The 16,895-nt window shown below is 44.0% G+C and carries 15 protein-coding genes; 13 read left to right on the top strand and 2 right to left on the bottom strand.

Annotation, left to right across the window (positions count from 1 at the left end; all coding sequences use genetic code 11):
• The first annotated feature begins 100 nt into the window (after positions 1-100).
• A complete protein-coding gene (locus tag AC3ITG_RS19950) occupies positions 101-694 on the top strand; it encodes a 5' nucleotidase, NT5C type (RefSeq protein WP_413372215.1) in 594 nt (197 codons plus the stop codon).
• Positions 695-725: 31 nt separating this feature from the next.
• Here AC3ITG_RS19950 and AC3ITG_RS19945 read toward each other — a convergent pair whose 3' ends face one another.
• Positions 726-1,607, bottom strand: a complete 882-nt coding sequence (locus AC3ITG_RS19945) for a helix-turn-helix domain-containing protein (RefSeq protein ID WP_489251131.1) — start codon at positions 1,605-1,607, stop codon at positions 726-728.
• Positions 1,608-1,744: 137 nt separating this feature from the next.
• Between AC3ITG_RS19945 and AC3ITG_RS19940 the strand changes: the two genes are divergently transcribed.
• From AC3ITG_RS19940 to AC3ITG_RS19895, 10 genes are all read left to right on the top strand, one after another.
• Positions 1,745-4,456 carry a family 78 glycoside hydrolase catalytic domain gene (locus AC3ITG_RS19940; RefSeq protein WP_489251130.1) on the top strand — a complete coding sequence of 904 codons (2,712 nt, stop codon included), beginning with the start codon at positions 1,745-1,747 and terminating at the stop codon, positions 4,454-4,456.
• A gap of 178 nt (positions 4,457-4,634) precedes the next feature.
• The gene (locus AC3ITG_RS19935; RefSeq protein ID WP_489251129.1) at positions 4,635-5,030 is read left to right on the top strand and encodes a VOC family protein; all 396 of its coding nucleotides are present in this window, start codon (positions 4,635-4,637) and stop codon (positions 5,028-5,030) included.
• Positions 5,031-5,081: 51 nt separating this feature from the next.
• Complete coding sequence (locus tag AC3ITG_RS19930) at positions 5,082-5,609, top strand: GNAT family N-acetyltransferase (protein WP_489251128.1); 528 nt, start codon at positions 5,082-5,084, stop codon at positions 5,607-5,609.
• 151 nt (positions 5,610-5,760) lie between these two features.
• On the top strand, positions 5,761-6,849 hold the full coding sequence (locus AC3ITG_RS19925; protein WP_413372210.1) for an acyltransferase: 1,089 nt from the start codon (positions 5,761-5,763) through the stop codon (positions 6,847-6,849).
• A gap of 179 nt (positions 6,850-7,028) precedes the next feature.
• The gene (locus tag AC3ITG_RS19920; RefSeq protein ID WP_489251127.1) at positions 7,029-7,589 is read left to right on the top strand and encodes a DEAD/DEAH box helicase family protein; all 561 of its coding nucleotides are present in this window, start codon (positions 7,029-7,031) and stop codon (positions 7,587-7,589) included.
• Between the two features lie 21 nt (positions 7,590-7,610).
• Positions 7,611-7,916, top strand: coding sequence for a hypothetical protein (locus AC3ITG_RS19915; RefSeq protein WP_489251126.1), 306 nt, complete (start codon positions 7,611-7,613; stop codon positions 7,914-7,916).
• 686 nt (positions 7,917-8,602) lie between these two features.
• Positions 8,603-9,442, top strand: a complete 840-nt coding sequence (gene licT / locus AC3ITG_RS19910) for a BglG family transcription antiterminator LicT (RefSeq protein ID WP_063563219.1) — start codon at positions 8,603-8,605, stop codon at positions 9,440-9,442.
• Positions 9,443-9,808: 366 nt separating this feature from the next.
• Positions 9,809-11,719, top strand: coding sequence for a beta-glucoside-specific PTS transporter subunit IIABC (locus AC3ITG_RS19905; protein ID WP_063563112.1), 1,911 nt, complete (start codon positions 9,809-9,811; stop codon positions 11,717-11,719).
• Between the two features lie 34 nt (positions 11,720-11,753).
• On the top strand, positions 11,754-13,196 hold the full coding sequence (locus AC3ITG_RS19900; RefSeq protein WP_489251125.1) for a 6-phospho-beta-glucosidase: 1,443 nt from the start codon (positions 11,754-11,756) through the stop codon (positions 13,194-13,196).
• A gap of 312 nt (positions 13,197-13,508) precedes the next feature.
• Complete coding sequence (locus AC3ITG_RS19895; protein ID WP_413372203.1) at positions 13,509-13,907, top strand: RidA family protein; 399 nt, start codon at positions 13,509-13,511, stop codon at positions 13,905-13,907.
• 121 nt (positions 13,908-14,028) lie between these two features.
• Here AC3ITG_RS19895 and AC3ITG_RS19890 read toward each other — a convergent pair whose 3' ends face one another.
• Positions 14,029-15,189 (bottom strand): S8 family peptidase, encoded by a 1,161-nt coding sequence (locus AC3ITG_RS19890; RefSeq protein ID WP_489251124.1) that lies wholly within the window; start codon positions 15,187-15,189, stop codon positions 14,029-14,031.
• 208 nt (positions 15,190-15,397) lie between these two features.
• Here AC3ITG_RS19890 and AC3ITG_RS19885 point away from each other — a divergent pair, with 208 nt between their 5' ends.
• Positions 15,398-15,922, top strand: coding sequence for a GNAT family N-acetyltransferase (locus AC3ITG_RS19885; protein WP_489251123.1), 525 nt, complete (start codon positions 15,398-15,400; stop codon positions 15,920-15,922).
• Positions 15,923-16,022: 100 nt separating this feature from the next.
• A complete protein-coding gene (locus AC3ITG_RS19880) occupies positions 16,023-16,883 on the top strand; it encodes a Cof-type HAD-IIB family hydrolase (protein WP_489254502.1) in 861 nt (286 codons plus the stop codon).
• Positions 16,884-16,895 lie beyond the last annotated feature (12 nt).

Here is a 16,895-nt window from a genome sequence, read left to right as displayed (position 1 = left end):
GCAGTTATTGCGGCGCAGGGGCCGCTTTTTTTTGAGCTCAAAAAGGATAGCGCTGTTACAACGATGATGATATACTGTGATCCTATTGGAGGGGATAAAGATGAAGAAACCTATTATTGCTGTAGATATGGATGATACAATATGTCATCTGGTCAAGCGAGCCATCTATCATAACAACATCAACTTCCCAACCCATCCGCTGCGATATGAGGATATGATACATTGGGATACATCCCACATGCGCCATCCAGAATGTACGCATGATGTATTTTACGGTCGGCCAGGGCTGTTTGAGGAACTGGAGATTTACGATGAATATGTAGTAGAAGAGGTGGAAAAGCTCCATCAAGCCTATGATCTGCTGATCCTAACGGCGGCTGAGCCCAAAACGGTTGTGGAGAAGTGGAATTGGCTCCAGAAGCATATGCCCTACATATCTCCAGAACAGTTTATAACCTGTAAACGGAAAAACTTGATTAACTTCGATCTGTTAATTGATGATGGAGCACATAATCTGATACCCGCGATGAATGACGGAAAAAAAGTCATCTGTATCCCTCATCCATGGAATATAAACGAACGGGAGCAACATCAGTTTCCGTTGATGACCTCATGGAAAGGTGCAAAGTCTTATGTGGATCGTCTGCTTGAAACAGAAGCTGCAGAGAGCAAGTTTGATTCTGTAAAGAGATGAACCCTGAGAGAGGAACGGAAGGCAGAAACACTTAATTCAATGGTTCAGCTCTGAAGTTCCTGCGATAGCCCTGCGGGGTTTCTCCTGTAATTCGTTTAAAGACGGCGTAAAATGAATCTACATCCCGGTAACCTACAAGTTCAGCAATTAAACTGACTTTATGTTGTGAATTCTTTAGCAATTCACAGCTTTTTTGTATGCGCAAATGTTGCAGATAGGCACCAAACGACCGCCCGGTATGGGTCACAAACATCCGCCCAATATGTCTTTCGCTCCAACCAGAAATACTCACCAGTTCGCTTAGACGGATTCGTTCGTTAACATGTTGGTCCAGGTAATGAAGGATATGTTCCATATCAGTCGCATTTTCCTTCTCATTGCAGGTAGCTTGATGGATCTGCCTGTAAGTTGTCACGACGAGTTGACTAACAAGCGTGTACAGGATCGTGGAAGAGCCGATTCCCGGAACGGCAGATTCGCGGTACAGCTTTACCATTAATTCTTCCATCCGTTGGCTGTAATCTGTGATGGATACATAAGGAACCCGATTCTTTTCCAGATCTGTCAGATGGTTTCGAATCTCCTCCTCCTGAATAATAATGGACAGGGTGTGGATCAGTTCGGAATTGAACAGACAGTTATAGATAATGAGTGGATGCTCTGATACATTCGCTGTAACCGGGCGGAATACATGAGGAACGCCGACCGGAATGACAAATAACATCCCTTTGTGTACCGGAATAATATCTTCACCAATGTGGTGAAAGCCCTTTCCTTCAGCCACGTAACTATACTCAACAAATTCGTGTGCGTGAAAAGGAACCACAAAATCCTCGGAACATCGGTTCACGAACAGCTTCAGATTATTCTGGAAAAAGGATTCACTCTTGAACAGTTGTACGGTTGGATTCACGGAATAGCCTCCTTGGTTGGAATGACCAGATTACCGGGTTAAACTGTCCTCATTGCCGGGTATTTCCGATCACAGAATCGATATAATTATATCGTAACCTTGAATTGGAAACCACGATGGAAAGGGATGTTTCTCTGATGTTGACCGTAAGTCATCTGCGTTGTGAGTATAGAATAAATCCGATTGGACTAGATATCACGTCACCCAGATTAAGCTGGCATTTGCAATCCGATCACAGAAATTGTGTACAGTCAGATTATCAAATTCAGTTGTCACGGACGGAAGATTTTGCTCAGATTGAGTGGGATTCCGGCAAAAAAAGCTCTGATCAGTCCATTCATGTTGAACTGGAGCACTGGGTGCCCGAAGCACGAACCCGCTACTATTATCGCATTCGTGCCTGGGAACGTGCAGGAGATGAATCGGACTGGTCGGAGACAGCGTATTTCGAGACGGGATTCATGGGTAGTGAAGATGCCTGGCAGGCGGAGTGGATCACAGTCGATCCTTCCTCTCAGCAGGATGAGTCTTGCCCACGTCTGCGTACCTTGTTTGAACTGAAAAAGCCTGTAGCTTCGGCAAGAATATATGTGACTGCACTTGGATTGTACGAACTTCATCTGAATAACCAGCGAGTGGGCGAAGCATACTTCACCCCGGGCTGGACCAGTTATAGTAAGCGGTTGCAATATCAGGTTTATGATGTTACCGATCAGCTTCAGAATGGACAGAATATACTCGGTGCTTATCTGGGAGATGGCTGGTACAAAGGACATTTGGGATGGGAGAAAAAGCAGGAGATATACGGTACGAACGCAGGCTTGCTGCTGGAACTTCATATTCATTATACCGATGGTTCAGAAGAACATATTATTTCGAATCGAAACTGGAAGAGTTCCCCCAGCGCCATTCGCAGCTCGGACATTTATATGGGTGAAACGTATGATGCACGTATGGAATCTGATTGGCAGGATTCATCCTCAGTCCAATGGTCGCCAGTACGTGTGCTGGATTACTCGAAGGAGATTATTATTGCACAAGAGAACGTTCCCGTAACGCCAATAGAGCAAATTAAACCTATCGCCTTGCTTACAACTCCACTGGGAGAACGTGTGCTGGATATGGGACAGAATATGGTCGGTTGGGTGAGATTCAGAATTCAGGGTGAAACGGGGCATACGGTTGAGTTGCTACATGCCGAGATATTGGATCATCAGGGTAATTTCTACACTGAAAACCTGCGAGGTGCAACGCAGTGCATTCGCTATACCCTAAAAGGCAGTGGAGTGGAGACATATGAGCCACGTTTCACATTTCAGGGATTCCGTTATGTGAAGTTGATTGGATTTCCGGACGAGATTCGGCTCGAGGATTTCACTGGTATAGTTCTTCATTCCAATATGGAGCGAACCGGTGATTTTAAAAGCTCCAGTTCACTCGTGAATCAGCTTCATCACAATATATTGTGGGGGCAAAAAGGGAATTTCGTTGACGTACCGACAGATTGTCCGCAGCGTGATGAGCGGCTGGGCTGGACAGGAGACGCGCAGATGTTTATACGAACATCCTCATACCTGATGAACACGGCGCCTTTTTTCACCAAATGGCTGAGAGATTTGCAGGCGGATCAGGGGGAGGATGGAGGCATTCCTTTCTACGTTCCTGATTTGAGAAGTTCCACGTCAGACGGATGGGGGGACACGAATCATTCTTCTGCTGCCTGGGGGGATGCCGCAGTGATCTGTCCATGGACGATCTACGAGATGTACGGTGATGTCAGGCTGTTGGCCGAGCAATATGACAGCATGAAGCGCTGGATTAATTACATTCATGCTCAAGGAGAGAATCCTTACTTGTGGAATACTGGCTTCCACTTCGGGGATTGGCTCGGGCTGGATTCCAAGCCGGACAGCTATATTGGGGCTACAGATAAGGATTTTGTAGCAACTGCATTCTATGCCTATTCTGTTTCTCTAACACGGAAGGCTGCTGAGGTGTTAGGGCAGGAGGAAGATGTAACTTATTATGATAATCTGCATGACAACATTGTTGCTGCATTTCAAAATGAATTTGTGACACCTGCGGGCAAACTTGCAGTCCCCACTCAGACCGCGCATGTTCTTGCTTTGCATTTTGACCTATTGGATTCTGCAGCTCGGAAACGTACCATTGATCAATTGGGAAAACTGGTTGCGGACGCTGGAAACCACTTGACCACCGGATTTGTTGGAACACCTTATCTGAATCTGGTATTGAGTGATACAGGACATCATGATCTGGCCTATACGCTGCTCTTTCAGGAAGACTATCCATCCTGGTTATACCAAGTGACACAAGGTGCGACTACGGTTTGGGAGCATTGGGACGGAATCAGGGAGGATGGCAGTCTGTGGAGTGCAGACATGAATTCCTTCAACCATTATGCTTACGGCGCTATAGGGGAGTGGTTATATCGTTATGTTGCCGGAATTAACACAGATGAGCAACAGCCCGGGTTCCGCATCGTACACATCGAGCCCAAACCAGGACCAGGACTGGAGTGGGTCGAAGCGAGTTTCGAGACCATGTACGGTTCTGTCACATCCAACTGGTATCGCCGCGATAATAACGAGATGGAGGTTCGTGTGACCATTCCTGCCAATACGACGGGCACGGTCCTTCTTCCTGGAGCAGATGTGCAGACAGTTCTGGAGAACGGAAAAGCTGTGGACCAAGTAGCGGACATTCATGAAATTAAAACGCAGGGATCGGATGTACGAATTGCTCTGGGATCAGGAAGCTATCAATTCACATACAAGGTAATTAAAGCAGATCAGGAAGTGCACGCACAACAGGTGGAATCAGTATAACTGGTGTGCATTAGAGGAATCTGCAAACAGGATCGTGAACTAATATAATTGCGAAAGCTGGACCCGAGTAGAGGATCTGCACACGCAGGTTCTCTTTTTTTACTTGAATAGAGACACTTTTCTGCATTACGATACAAGGATTACAACTCATTAATGCAATGAAGGGAGAAGGATAAATTTGACGACTGGAAAAATATTGGGTATTGCATACAATGTCATTCCTGTAAAAAATGTAGAGCAGTCAGCAGCATGGTTTGTGAACCATTTTGGATTTAATATTAGACAGCCAAGAGAAGGCTATATCAGCCTCTTTAGAGACAATAGGCCAATTCTCGATCTGATTGAAAGTGATCATGATTCCAGAGCCGTATTTCAAGTGAAGCAGAAAAAGAGATGGGTGATCACCTTTTTTACAGACAATATCGTTAAACTCCATACTGAACTCACTGCTGATCATGTCCGTGTTGGCAAAGTTAGTGATGAGGGCATATACGGAAAGTTTTTTACTTTTGAGGATTTGGACGGTAATTTGTTCGACGTCTGGGAGCATCATGACTGTGAATTAGTGTATTAGGGTGAAGTAGCATAGCAATATCTTAATATGAGTGAGGAGGACGTACTTAGAATGAGCAAAGAAAAAGTTAGACTGGTCAAACCTTCAGCAGAATATAAAGAAACGTATGTAGCATTTTATGAAGACTGGGTTGCAAGCGGAGAATCGATGGTACCATGGGTCATTTCGAAAGAGCCCTTTCCTTTTGAAGAGATGTTAGCTTTTTTGGAACGCAGTGAACGAGGCATTGATATCCCGGAAGGCTGGGTTAGGGACAGTACATACTGGCTTGTGACGGAGAGTGATCGAGTTGTAGGAGCCGTAAATATACGACATGAATTGAATGAGAAGCTGTTCCATAGCGGAGGGCATATTGGTTATGGAATTCGTCCAGGCGAGCGTCAGAATGGATACGGTGCGGAGATCCTCAAGCTTTCCTTGGAAATTACCAAAGATCTCGGAATTACCAAAGTATTAGTCGTATGTGATGCCCATAATGAGGCATCCAGAAGAGTTATTCTTCGTAACGGTGGCATCCAGGATCAAGACTATGTAGAGCCTGACGGGAATATCGTTGAGCGGTTCTGGATAGGCAATTAGCTTATGTCGAATAATGATGAATGTTGTTGTAATTTAACAAAAATAATATAGATCATGATTGTATTACTTACGTCTGCTGATTAAAATAAAGGTTAGAATCTGGATTGCGGCCGGAAACTATCATCCTATCAGGCATAAGTGAGGTTTTATTATGAATCAACCGGTTAATCGGCCCCGGCGTATTGAGTATCTGGATCTCTATCGTGCTTTTGCAATTATGGCAGTGGTCGCCATTCATGCGACTTCAACAGCAGTTGCACATTATCCCAAGCACACGTTGGATCATAACTTTTATTATTTTTGGAACAGCTTTCTGCAATTTGCCGTACCTGCATTTCTGTTCCTGTCCTCATTGGTGTTGTTCTACAATTACAGCTCCAAGATGAAGGAAAAGGGCTGGATGCCTGCTTTTTATAAAAAGCGATTATTTTATGTTTTTGTGCCTTATCTGGCCTGGTCACTCATTTATTTTATCGTCAAACAATGGCTAGCAGGCAAAGAGCCTTTGGCACATGTGAAGCAGTTCTCGGAGCAATTGTTAACCGGTACTGCACACACGCATTTATATTTTTTTCTGATTATTTTGCAATTTTATGTGGTTTTTCCACTGCTTCTTTCGTTAACTCGTTATCGTTTATTTAATCGATATTTACCGTTGTTCTTTATTGCGGCGCAGGCTGTTTTTTACGCATTGCATTTGCAGTTTCATTTCTCACGGATGGGGAGTTTATTGCCCAGTTACCTAATTGTTATTGGATTCGGTGCATGGATTGGGTTGAACTTCGATGCGGCTTTGAAGAAATTGTTCTCGTACCGTTATGTGCTGATGGCTGCATTGTTAAGCGGAGGAGTAGTCTTTATTTATGGCAATACTTATGTGAAAACGGCTTTCGCCGCAACTCCGGCGCTAACCTATACGCTGCTATTTCTATTCCGTAATCTGTTTACCCTCTCGGCCTGCTTACTCTTGTTGATCGTATGTGAACGAATGGGTGCATGGAAACAGAATGGATCTAATCGGACAACTCGCATTCTAAACTCTTTGGGTACGGTGGCCTTTGGTGTATTCTTAATACATCCATTAGTGCTGTTGTTCTGGAGAAGAGAACTCACCGTGGAACTCGCCCCACACTTCAGCCTTGGCATTATGCTGTCTTATGTTGTGGCGATTTTACTCTCATGGATGATTGCCATGGGGCTTCGTCGAATGAAGTGGGGATGGGTTCTGATCGGACGTTAACGTTGGGCAGATTATGAAACGATGAATATAAAGTAAAACCGAAGAAGAGATTTCAAGCCCTGAACATTCAGCGGATGGCTTGAAATCTCTTTTTTATTTGTCCAATAGGCGTTATTATGGACTAATGTCCATAAAATTCAAGTAATGGGACACATATCGTTGATGTCAGGAGTGGTGGGATGAAGTTCATCATTATTTTTGGTCCACAGGCTGTGGGAAAAATGACGGTGGGTCAGGAATTGGAGAAGATCACCGATCTGAAATTGTTTCACAATCATATGACGATTGAACTCGTGTCCCCTTATTTTAGTTATGGTACATCTCAAGGAAAGAGGCTTGTTAATCTGTTCCGTCAGGAGATTTTTGAAGAAGTGGCGAAGAGCGAGCTGCCCGGTTTGATTTTTACATTTGTGTGGGCATTTGATATGAAAGAGGATTGGGAGTATATTCGCAAAGTCAGTGCGTTGTTTGAGTCCAGAGGTGCAGAGGTATGTTATGTTGAACTGGAGGCTGAGCCGACGGAACGACTGGAGCGTAACAAGAGTCCACATCGGCTGCTGCACAAAGCAACGAAGCGTAATGTCGAATGGTCAGAGAAGGATTTGCTTTCGAGCATGGAGAAATATCGATTGAACTCTGAGCCCGGAGAAATTACGTATGAGCAATATATTCGGATTAATAACACCGACAAGAGCCCGAAAGACGTGGCGCACCTGATCCAAGAACGATTCAAACTGTAATTGAAAGTGGAGGGGAAAAGCATGTATATCATTTTGGCTTTAATAGTAGGATTTGTTCTGTGTCTTCTGATCCCATATGGTACGATTCTGGCAGGCGCGATTATATTTGCACTTGTTGCAGACAATTATCGTCAGACCATGAGTATGCGCGAGGATATTCAATCCATCAAGCATCATCTGGGACTGATGCACAAGGGTGAAGCGGAAGAGTACCAGATCGATAAACAGTTAACGGATATCGAACACTTGGATTCGGACCAGTTGAAGATCATTAATCGAAGAATCGAAGCAGAGCTGGAGAAGGAAAGCAAAAAGAATAAATCATGATGAACCGACTTCACGAAAAGGGAGAAATAGGGTGCCAATGGATTCGAGAGATGATATATGTCTGCAAAAAAGTGAGAAAAGCGTGACGAAATAATGATAATTTATTTTTTTTGTATGCAATTTTTCATCATTCGGACACATTAAGTCCTCCTCTTAGGAGGGCTTTTTTGTTTATTTATGATCCGAATTCAACAGGATTTTAAGAAGCATATAATCAAAAATATAGTGAATAAGTGCAAGCACTTTTTATCTGAACTGGCGCGAAAATGTTCATGAACGTATCTATAAATTTTGGTTTATTAATGGACGAAGTGGAAGGCGAGGAGTAGGCTGAATGATACAGATCTAATACAGACAGGTATTGAAATTCTGGATCTGGAGCTCTGGGTGCAAGTATAATTCCCTGGATAAGATGTCATGCTAAGGGAGTACTTATAATGGGAAGGTAGATAGATACAGAATGATTATTCGCAAACAGAAAAAAATACAAAGCAGATAAACAGATTCATTTATGCCTTCAGAAAGTGTTTTTTTAGGTGGAAAGCATCATCGATTTTTTTGTTGCACAATGTAGAAAAATGTAATACCATGAACGCACATATAGTTAACATTGAAGTGAAATGGGCAAGGCCAGTGACCTCATGGAAGGCACGGTTTGCCTTTTTCTGTATATTGGAGTGGATAAAGTGAAGATCGAGAAGGTGTTAAACAATAATGCTGTAGTTGCGATTAAAGATGAACGTGAAGTCATCGTTATTGGCCGGGGAATTGCTTTTCAGAAGCGAGCCGGCGATGAGGTGTCGGAGCAGCATATTGATAAGATATTTACTTTACAGAATGAAAATATTCAGGAAAATTTCAAGGCATTAATCGCGAGCATACCACTGGAATACATGAAAGTGTCTGAAGAGATTATTGCCTATGCCAAGCTGAAGCTTGGGAAAAAGCTAAACGAGAGTATCTATCTGCATCTGACGGATCATATTCATTTTGCCATTGAACGTTATCGTAACAATCTGCCCATCCGTAATGGACTGCTGTGGGAGACCAAGCAACTCTACAAGGACGAATATGAGGTAGGGCTGGAAGCGTTAAATATGATTTGTGATCAGTTTGGTGTGCTTTTGCCGGAAGATGAGGCGGGGTTTATGGCACTTCATTTTGTAAATGCAGCACTTAACGAAGAGATGCCTAACATCCGAAGCATGACTCAGGTCATGCAGGAGATTTTGACGATCATCAAATATCATTTCAAAATGGACTTTGACGAGAACTCATTGAATTATTATCGATTTGTGACTCATCTGAAGTTTTTCGCCCAACGGCTGGTAAAAGGCAAGCATTATAAGAGCAACAACGACGATGAGTTATTCGAGATGATTCAGAAAAAGTATCCTGAAGCGCACAAGTGCTCGGAGAAGATTAGAAAATTCATTGAAAATAACTACACGTATCAACTGACTAACGAAGAAATGATGTATTTAACCATTCATATTGAGCGTGTGGTGCATGCCACTTCAGAGTAACGATATTACAAAATAAAGATTCTTAAAAAAACGCTTGCAAAAGATTAGAAGTTATTATATTATGAATCCATAAAGTAAGCGCATACATCAATCGGATTGTAACTGTTCAATCAGGCAATTCCGATACTTCCGACCACTCTGGGTCCGTAAAGATGGGTTGCAACTTACTATAAGATGAAGTTGTTAATGCTACAACTGAATATCGCTGTGTACAGCCTTACAGGGTTGCAACCGTTAAGGGCAAAACCTGAATTGCTGAATATCACGACTTGTTTCCGGATTTTTCGGTGCGTTGTGTATGTTCAGTAGTTCAGGTTTTCTTTGTTTCACAAGCATCGGGAGTCTACTTAGAGAGGGAGAATTACTATGAACTACGATCAACTGGCCAAAGACATCTTGTCTGGTGTAGGCGGAGCTAAAAACGTAAACAGTGTATTCCATTGCGTAACGAGATTGCGCTTTAAACTCAAAGATGAAAGCGTTGCAAAAACGGAAGAACTTAAAAATCTGCCGGGTGTCATTACCGTCATGCAGAGTGGTGGACAATATCAGGTCGTAATCGGCAATGAAGTGCCGGATGTATATAAAGCTGTTGTAAAAGCTGGTAATCTGCCTGCTGAGGGTCAGGTTCCAGAAGAACAGGAAAGTTCTGGTAACAAGGGGAGTTTGTTTAGTCGCTTTATCGATATGATCTCTGGTGTCTTCACTCCGCTGCTTGGACTGCTGGCTGCGACGGGGATGATCAAAGGTTTTACAGCCATGTTTTTATCCTTCGGATGGATAGCGGACACATCAGGTACGTACCATCTGCTGAATGCAACGGGCGACTGTCTGTTCTACTTCTTCCCGGTATTCCTGGGTTATACGGCCATCAAAAAATTTGGCGGCTCACCGTTCCTCGGTATGGCGATTGGAGCTACACTCGTATATCCTACGCTGTCCGGTTTGACTGCGGGTGATCCACTGTATACGTTGTTCGCAGGTACATTATTTGAATCACCAATTCACATTACGTTCTTGGGTATTCCTGTAATCCTGATGAATTACTCATCATCAGTTATTCCGATCATTATCGCTACATTCTTTGCAGTGAAAATAGAGAAATTCTTCAAAAATGTTATTCCTAAAGTGGTTAGTACGTTCCTGGTTCCATTCTTCACACTGCTGGTTATCGTTCCTGCAACATTCCTTGTAATTGGTCCAATATCCACATGGGCAGGTCAATTGATTGGTGCGGGAGCAACAGGCATCTATGAATTAAGCCCACTCGTTACAGGTTTGGTCATTGGCGGTTTGTGGCAAGTGTTTGTATTGTTTGGTCTTCACTGGGGACTCGTACCAGTCATGCTTCTGAACCTGAGTACGTCCGGTTCTGACCCAGTGGTTGCGATGTCTTTCGCCGCTTCCTTTGCCCAAATTGGTGCAGTACTCGCTGTTATGTTAAAAACCAAGAATGCCAAATTGAAATCATTAAGTATTCCAGCCTTCATCTCGGGGATCTTCGGTGTAACTGAGCCAGCCATCTATGGTGTGACACTTCCACTGAAAAAACCATTTATCATGAGCTGTATCGCAGGTGGTATTGGAGGCGGAATTCTAGGATTATTCGGATCGAAAATGTACATGTTTGGCGGACTTGGCGTATTCGGCTATCCGACCTTCATCAACTCAAAAACAGGCGTTGATTCCGGGTTCTACATGGCTCTTGTAGCTACAGCGGTTGCGTTCATCCTTGGTTTTGTTCTTACGTATGTTGTTGGTTTCAAAGACAAAGCAGACGCAGTTCCAGCGCCAACACCTGTACTTGATCCAAACCCGAACAACAGATATGAAATTTTCAGCCCAATGGCTGGTGAAGTGGTTGAACTGAAAGAGATCAATGATGTTACCTTTGCAGGAGAGCATATGGGTAAAGGGATTGCGATTCGTCCAACCAGCGGCAGAGTCGTATCTCCAATCATGGGTGTCGTACAAACGGTATATCGCACCAAACACGCCATTGGACTTGTCACTGATGATGGTGTTGAGATGCTGATTCATATCGGACAGGATACTGTGCAATTGAAAGGTCAGCATTTCACAGCTCATGTAAAAGATGGCGACCGCGTTAATGTGGGCGATCTGATCATGGAATTTGATCTGCAAGCGATCAAGGATGCCGGATATGAGACGGTTACACCGATTATTATTACGAACACGTCCAATTATCTGGATGTAGTAGGCACGAAGGATGCATCTGTGAAAGAGAAAGACAAATTGCTTACAGTGCTCGGTTAAATGAACGTTCATTATGGATAGGAGGTAGACGTGAATGTATGAAAAATTAACAGCCTTCCCGGAGAATTTTCTCTGGGGAGGAGTAACGGCCGCGAACCAGGTTGAAGGAGCCTATCTTGAAGGTGGCAAAGGGTTAACTACGGTTGACCTGATCCCCACGGGGGCTAATCGCTTCCCGATTGCTTTGGGAAATGTCGATTCATATGAGCCCAAAGATGGCGAGTTTTATCCTTCGCATGAAGCGATTGATTTCTATCATCGATACAAAGAAGATATCGCACTATTTGCGGAAATGGGATTCAAGTGCTTCAGGCTCTCTGTAGCCTGGGCACGGATTTTCCCTAATGGCGATGACGCTGAGCCGAACGAGGCGGGATTGCAGTTTTACGATGATGTCTTCGACGAATTATTGAAGTACAATATTGAACCTGTGGTCACAATCTGTCACTTTGATGTCCCTGTACATCTGGTCGAAACGTATGGCGGGTGGAAGAACCGTAAGATGATTGGTTTCTTTGAGACTTATGCCAAGACATTGTTCGATCGTTACAAGGACAAGGTGAAATACTGGATGACGTTTAATGAAATCAATATGCTGCTGCATCTTCCGTACATTGGAGCGGGTATTGTTCTCCAGGAAGGTGAGAATAAAGAGCAGGTTCTCTATCAGGCGGCGCATCATGAATTGGTTGCTAGTGCTTTGGCTGTGAAAGCCTGTCACGAGATCATTTCAGGTGCACAGATTGGTTGCATGCTAGCAGCAGGCATGGTCTATTCGTACACTTCCAATCCAGACGATGTATGGAAAGCCATGGAGCAGGATCGGGAGTCGTTCTTCTTTATCGATGTTCAGTCCAAAGGAGCGTATCCTGGGTATACGAAGCGTTTCTTCAGAGAACACGAAATTGTGATTGATATGCAGCCGGAAGATGCAGATATTCTCATGCAGAATACAGTCGATTATATCGGATTCAGTTATTACGCCAGCCGCTGTACAAGTACCGATCCAGAGATTTTGAAGGATTCGACCGAGGGCAATGTGTTTGGTTCAGTGAAGAATCCGTATCTTCAAGCTTCAGAATGGGGCTGGACGATTGATCCGAAGGGTCTTCGAATTACCTGTAACCAGCTGTATGATCGCTATGGCAAACCATTGTTTATTGTGGAAAATGGGCTTGGTGCAACGGATGTTTTACTAGACAATGACACCGTTGAAGACGATTACCGCATTGATTATCTGAATCGTCATTTTGCCGAGATGGCTGAAGCCATTCAGGACGGGGTTGAGCTTCTGGGTTACACGAGCTGGGGACCGATTGATCTGGTCAGCGCGGGTACCGGGGAGATGAAGAAGCGGTACGGTTACATTTATGTAGACCGGAGTAATGATGGAAGCGGCACACTTCGCAGAGTGAAAAAGAAAAGTTTCCATTGGTACAAAGGGGTTATTGCCAATAATGGGGCGCAATATTTTTAACTCCAGGTGTAGTCCCTTTTGAATATTACAAAGAGCAGTCTCGTTCACACGGGATTGCTCTTTGCTATGAAGGATGAATTTGACTCATAATTTGTTTCAAATATATAATGAAAAGATCAAGAGAATCTTGTCACTTAAGAAGGGAGGAGCATCCAATCATGAAGAAAAAATCACTTGCGTTTATATCTCCGGGATATGGATACTCCACTGCTGTCTTTTTCTAGAATCTATTCCAAGAGAGAAGTGTGCCCAAATTAGGAAGAAAACTAGGGAATACCGCAGAAAAATCTTAAGAATGACGAGGTAATCAACATGAAAACCGACAAAATTACTAGAAAAAATCCAGCTAATATGCCAGCTCCTGTAGGACAGTACACGCATATTACAAGAATTCCGAGGAATGCAGAGTTGTTCGTGACGTCGGGTCAAATTGGAGCAGATCGTAGCGGACACTTTCCGGACAGTCTGAATGAGCAAGTCACGAATACATTCAATAATATTAAAACAGTGCTCGAATCAGAGCGTTTAGATGCTGAACATATTATCAAAGTTAACGTATGGGCAACGGAGAAAATCGATTGGGATTTCTTATACGCTGAGTGGGGACAATTATTCAGTCATGATTATCCTGCGATGACAATTGGATATATTACGGAGTTAGGTCTACCCGAAATTAAAATTGAAATCGAAATTTGGGCAGCAAAAGTGTAGAACCAAATAAACTTATTCAAACCATGGGGCTTCGATAGAAGCCCCATGGTTTTTTTATTTCTTTATTCGTGAGAAATGGAAATGGCGATGATCCATGCCATTATGAGTGAATGTAATTGTGTTATGGCACTTGCAGACTCTGATAGGCATTCAGTCGCCCATACGTCCAGTAAATACCAGAACCGGATACGGGATCGGATGCGAAGCATAAGGCATCGCGAATCTGCGCATTGGTTTTCCCGCGGGCAGCCAGTAATGCAGCCACTCCCGCTACATGGGGAGCCGCCATGGACGTTCCGCTTAGATAGGCATAAGAGCCGCCCAGGTATGTGGACAGAATGGTATCACCCGGTGCATCCATATCTACCCATGATCCATAGTTTGAGAAATTCGATTTGAGGTCGGAAGGATTGGCTGAAGCAACCGCAATGACGTTGGGGTAAGATGCAGGTACAATCGGATAAGAAGTATTATCATTACCTGCTGCTGCGATGATGACAGCGCCCCGATCCCATGCATATTGCACAGCTGCCTGAAGAAAAGCCTCTCCCGTTGGTCCACCGAGACTCAGGTTAACGACTTGAATACCGTTGTTGGCCGCGTAAACAAGTCCGTTTCCGACGTTGCCCGTTGTACCTTGTCCATTGTTGTCCAATACACGTAGCGGGACAATCGAAGCGAGTGGTGCCGTACCTGCAATGCCAACTCCGTTATTTGTTATAGAAGCCGCAATTCCAGCTACATGGGTGCCGTGCCCGTTACCGTCTTCGGGAATACTATCATAATCAACGTAATCGTATCCGGGAAGGAGCTTGCCAGCAAGCTCAGGGTGGTTTAACTGCACGCCAGTGTCAATGATCGCGATTTTAACCGAGCTGTTACTCTGGGAAATATCCCAGGCAGCAGGAGCATTGATTTTTGGCAGGTTGTATTGGTAAGGGAAAAAAGGGTCATTTGGTGTAAACGATGCCTGAAGGTAGTAGTTCGGTTCAGCGTGCTCGATGAGCACATGGTCCTTGTAGTGCTTTAACATACGTTGCATTTTCTTTCTTGATTCCATGCGATACCAGCCCAGATCTTCATACGTTTCGGCTACGTTGCATTTTGCTTTTTTATGCAGGGTGTGCATCTCGTCGGCTGTCGTACCTTCCTTGAACTTGATTAACAGCTGCTTGGGTGCGTGGGGATGAAACTTTTTGGCTGCAAGTTTATCTTCCACATAACGATAGGCGAAACCCAATGCCAGCAGGGCTGCAGCAGAGATTCCTAGCGATAACCACATATGTTCTTCCCCCTCGAATTTGATTGATGACACGCCTTATAGTATGCGATCTCTATCAAATCGCGCGGGCTTTCTTCTATTTTGGTTAGTAGTTTAGATAGATTGATAGGAAGAGTTTATTTCGGTAGAATTGTAAGCAGAGAGCGAACTTGCGCTTAGTTGGGTTCGTATACGGAGCTGAAAAGGCTCGAATCTAAGGATAAGGAATGTGGATTTTGTGACACATCTTCAGGCCGTACCGAGAGTGATAGCTATTCAGGAGCACCAAATGAATGATGCAATTGATTTTGCCATGCGTGTCCGCAAAGAAGTATTTCCAATGTTGGATCATGAGGAATTACCAGTAGATCTGGAGCAATTCAAAGAACGTTATCTGGATTCAGCCGATGCTGTCTTTCTGGTTGCGGTCACGGAAGACAAAGAGATTGTGGGTTCCATTGGCATCCTGCCTTATGATGGGCGTATCGAAGTTGTGAATGGGCGATACCCTGAGCAGTCTGCCGCCGAAATTGTGAAATGTTATGTGGATTCAAAATATCGCAGATACGGCATCGGTTCACTCCTCGTAAGAGAACTGGAGAACGTGGTGGCAGAGCTGCGCTATACAACGTTGTATTTACATACGCATCGCTTTTTGCCTGGAGCCGTCGATTTCTGGAAACGGCAGGGATATGTGGTTGTTGTTGAGCAGGACGATGATTGGCAGACGGTGCATATGGACAAGTTGCTATAAAATAAGTGATTATGACTTTTTTTACTTTGATGTAGGAACTGCGGATACCGAAGGGGAATATAGGGTGATGCGTTTGGATTACTTTAATGGGGGATACGAGATGAGTACAACGAATCGCAAAATTGTTTTTATAGATATTGATGGCACATTGGTAGATGATGATGGCAACATTCCGTTGTCTGCACAACAGGCGTGCAAACAGGCACGTGAAAAAGGAAATCTGCTTTATTTATGTACAGGACGATCGAAGGCGGAAATCTACGATTCTATATGGGAAGTAGGATTTGACGGTCTGATCGGTGCCGGTGGTGGATATGTTGAGTTCGGTCAGGATGTGCTGTATCACAAAAGGGTAACGGCTGAAGATGTACGGCATATGGTCGATTTCTTCAATGAACACCAGATTGACTTCTACTTGGAATCGAATTCGGCCTTGTACGCCAGCGCCAATCTTCAATCTCATCTGGAACGCCGCATCTATGGTGATGTAGAGAATGATCCAGATGCCAGAGTGAAAAAAGAACAAAAGCCACATCCGTTTATTGCTGGTTTGACGTATGGTGAAGCCGACTTGTACAAGGATGACGTTAACAAGGTTTGTTTTCTGGAAAGCTCTACAATTCCGTTCGATCGAATCAAGCAGGAGTTCGAAGGCAAATTCGAAGTCATTCAGTGCACGGTGCCTATCTTCGGTGAAGGAAGCGGTGAACTGATGATCCCAGGCATTCATAAAGCTATTGCTATTGCAGATTTGCTGAAACACTTGGGCATGTCACGTGAAGATACACTCGCCATTGGGGACGGCATGAATGATGCCGAGATGCTGGAGTATTGTGCTGTAGGGATTGCGATGGGCAATGCCAAGCCTGGTCTCAAAGCCATTGCAGATGATATAACTGGAACTATTGAAGAAGATGGTTTGTACCACAGTTTTGTGAAATATGGATTGATTGAGTCCTAATCAACCCCAAAC

It is taken from the genome of Paenibacillus sp. GL_099_B, from assembly GCF_057835695.1.
The sequence above is the reverse complement of the archived record's forward strand: the minus strand, read 5'-3'. Positions and strand labels throughout refer to the sequence as shown.

What these genes read in the sequence shown, in the direction of transcription:
- AC3ITG_RS19895 (WP_413372203.1), top strand. Translation starts at nt 13,509, where the DNA reads ATGAAAACCGACAAAATTACTAGAAAAAATCCAGCTAATATGCCAGCT.
- AC3ITG_RS19950 (WP_413372215.1), top strand. Translation starts at nt 101, where the DNA reads ATGAAGAAACCTATTATTGCTGTAGATATGGATGATACAATATGTCAT.
- AC3ITG_RS19940 (WP_489251130.1), top strand. Translation starts at nt 1,745, where the DNA reads ATGTTGACCGTAAGTCATCTGCGTTGTGAGTATAGAATAAATCCGATT.
- AC3ITG_RS19900 (WP_489251125.1), top strand. Translation starts at nt 11,754, where the DNA reads ATGTATGAAAAATTAACAGCCTTCCCGGAGAATTTTCTCTGGGGAGGA.
- AC3ITG_RS19930 (WP_489251128.1), top strand. Translation starts at nt 5,082, where the DNA reads ATGAGCAAAGAAAAAGTTAGACTGGTCAAACCTTCAGCAGAATATAAA.
- AC3ITG_RS19890 (WP_489251124.1), bottom strand. Translation starts at nt 15,189, where the DNA reads ATGTGGTTATCGCTAGGAATCTCTGCTGCAGCCCTGCTGGCATTGGGT.
- AC3ITG_RS19925 (WP_413372210.1), top strand. Translation starts at nt 5,761, where the DNA reads ATGAATCAACCGGTTAATCGGCCCCGGCGTATTGAGTATCTGGATCTC.
- AC3ITG_RS19915 (WP_489251126.1), top strand. Translation starts at nt 7,611, where the DNA reads ATGTATATCATTTTGGCTTTAATAGTAGGATTTGTTCTGTGTCTTCTG.
- AC3ITG_RS19880 (WP_489254502.1), top strand. Translation starts at nt 16,023, where the DNA reads ATGAGTACAACGAATCGCAAAATTGTTTTTATAGATATTGATGGCACA.
- AC3ITG_RS19905 (WP_063563112.1), top strand. Translation starts at nt 9,809, where the DNA reads ATGAACTACGATCAACTGGCCAAAGACATCTTGTCTGGTGTAGGCGGA.
- AC3ITG_RS19920 (WP_489251127.1), top strand. Translation starts at nt 7,029, where the DNA reads ATGAAGTTCATCATTATTTTTGGTCCACAGGCTGTGGGAAAAATGACG.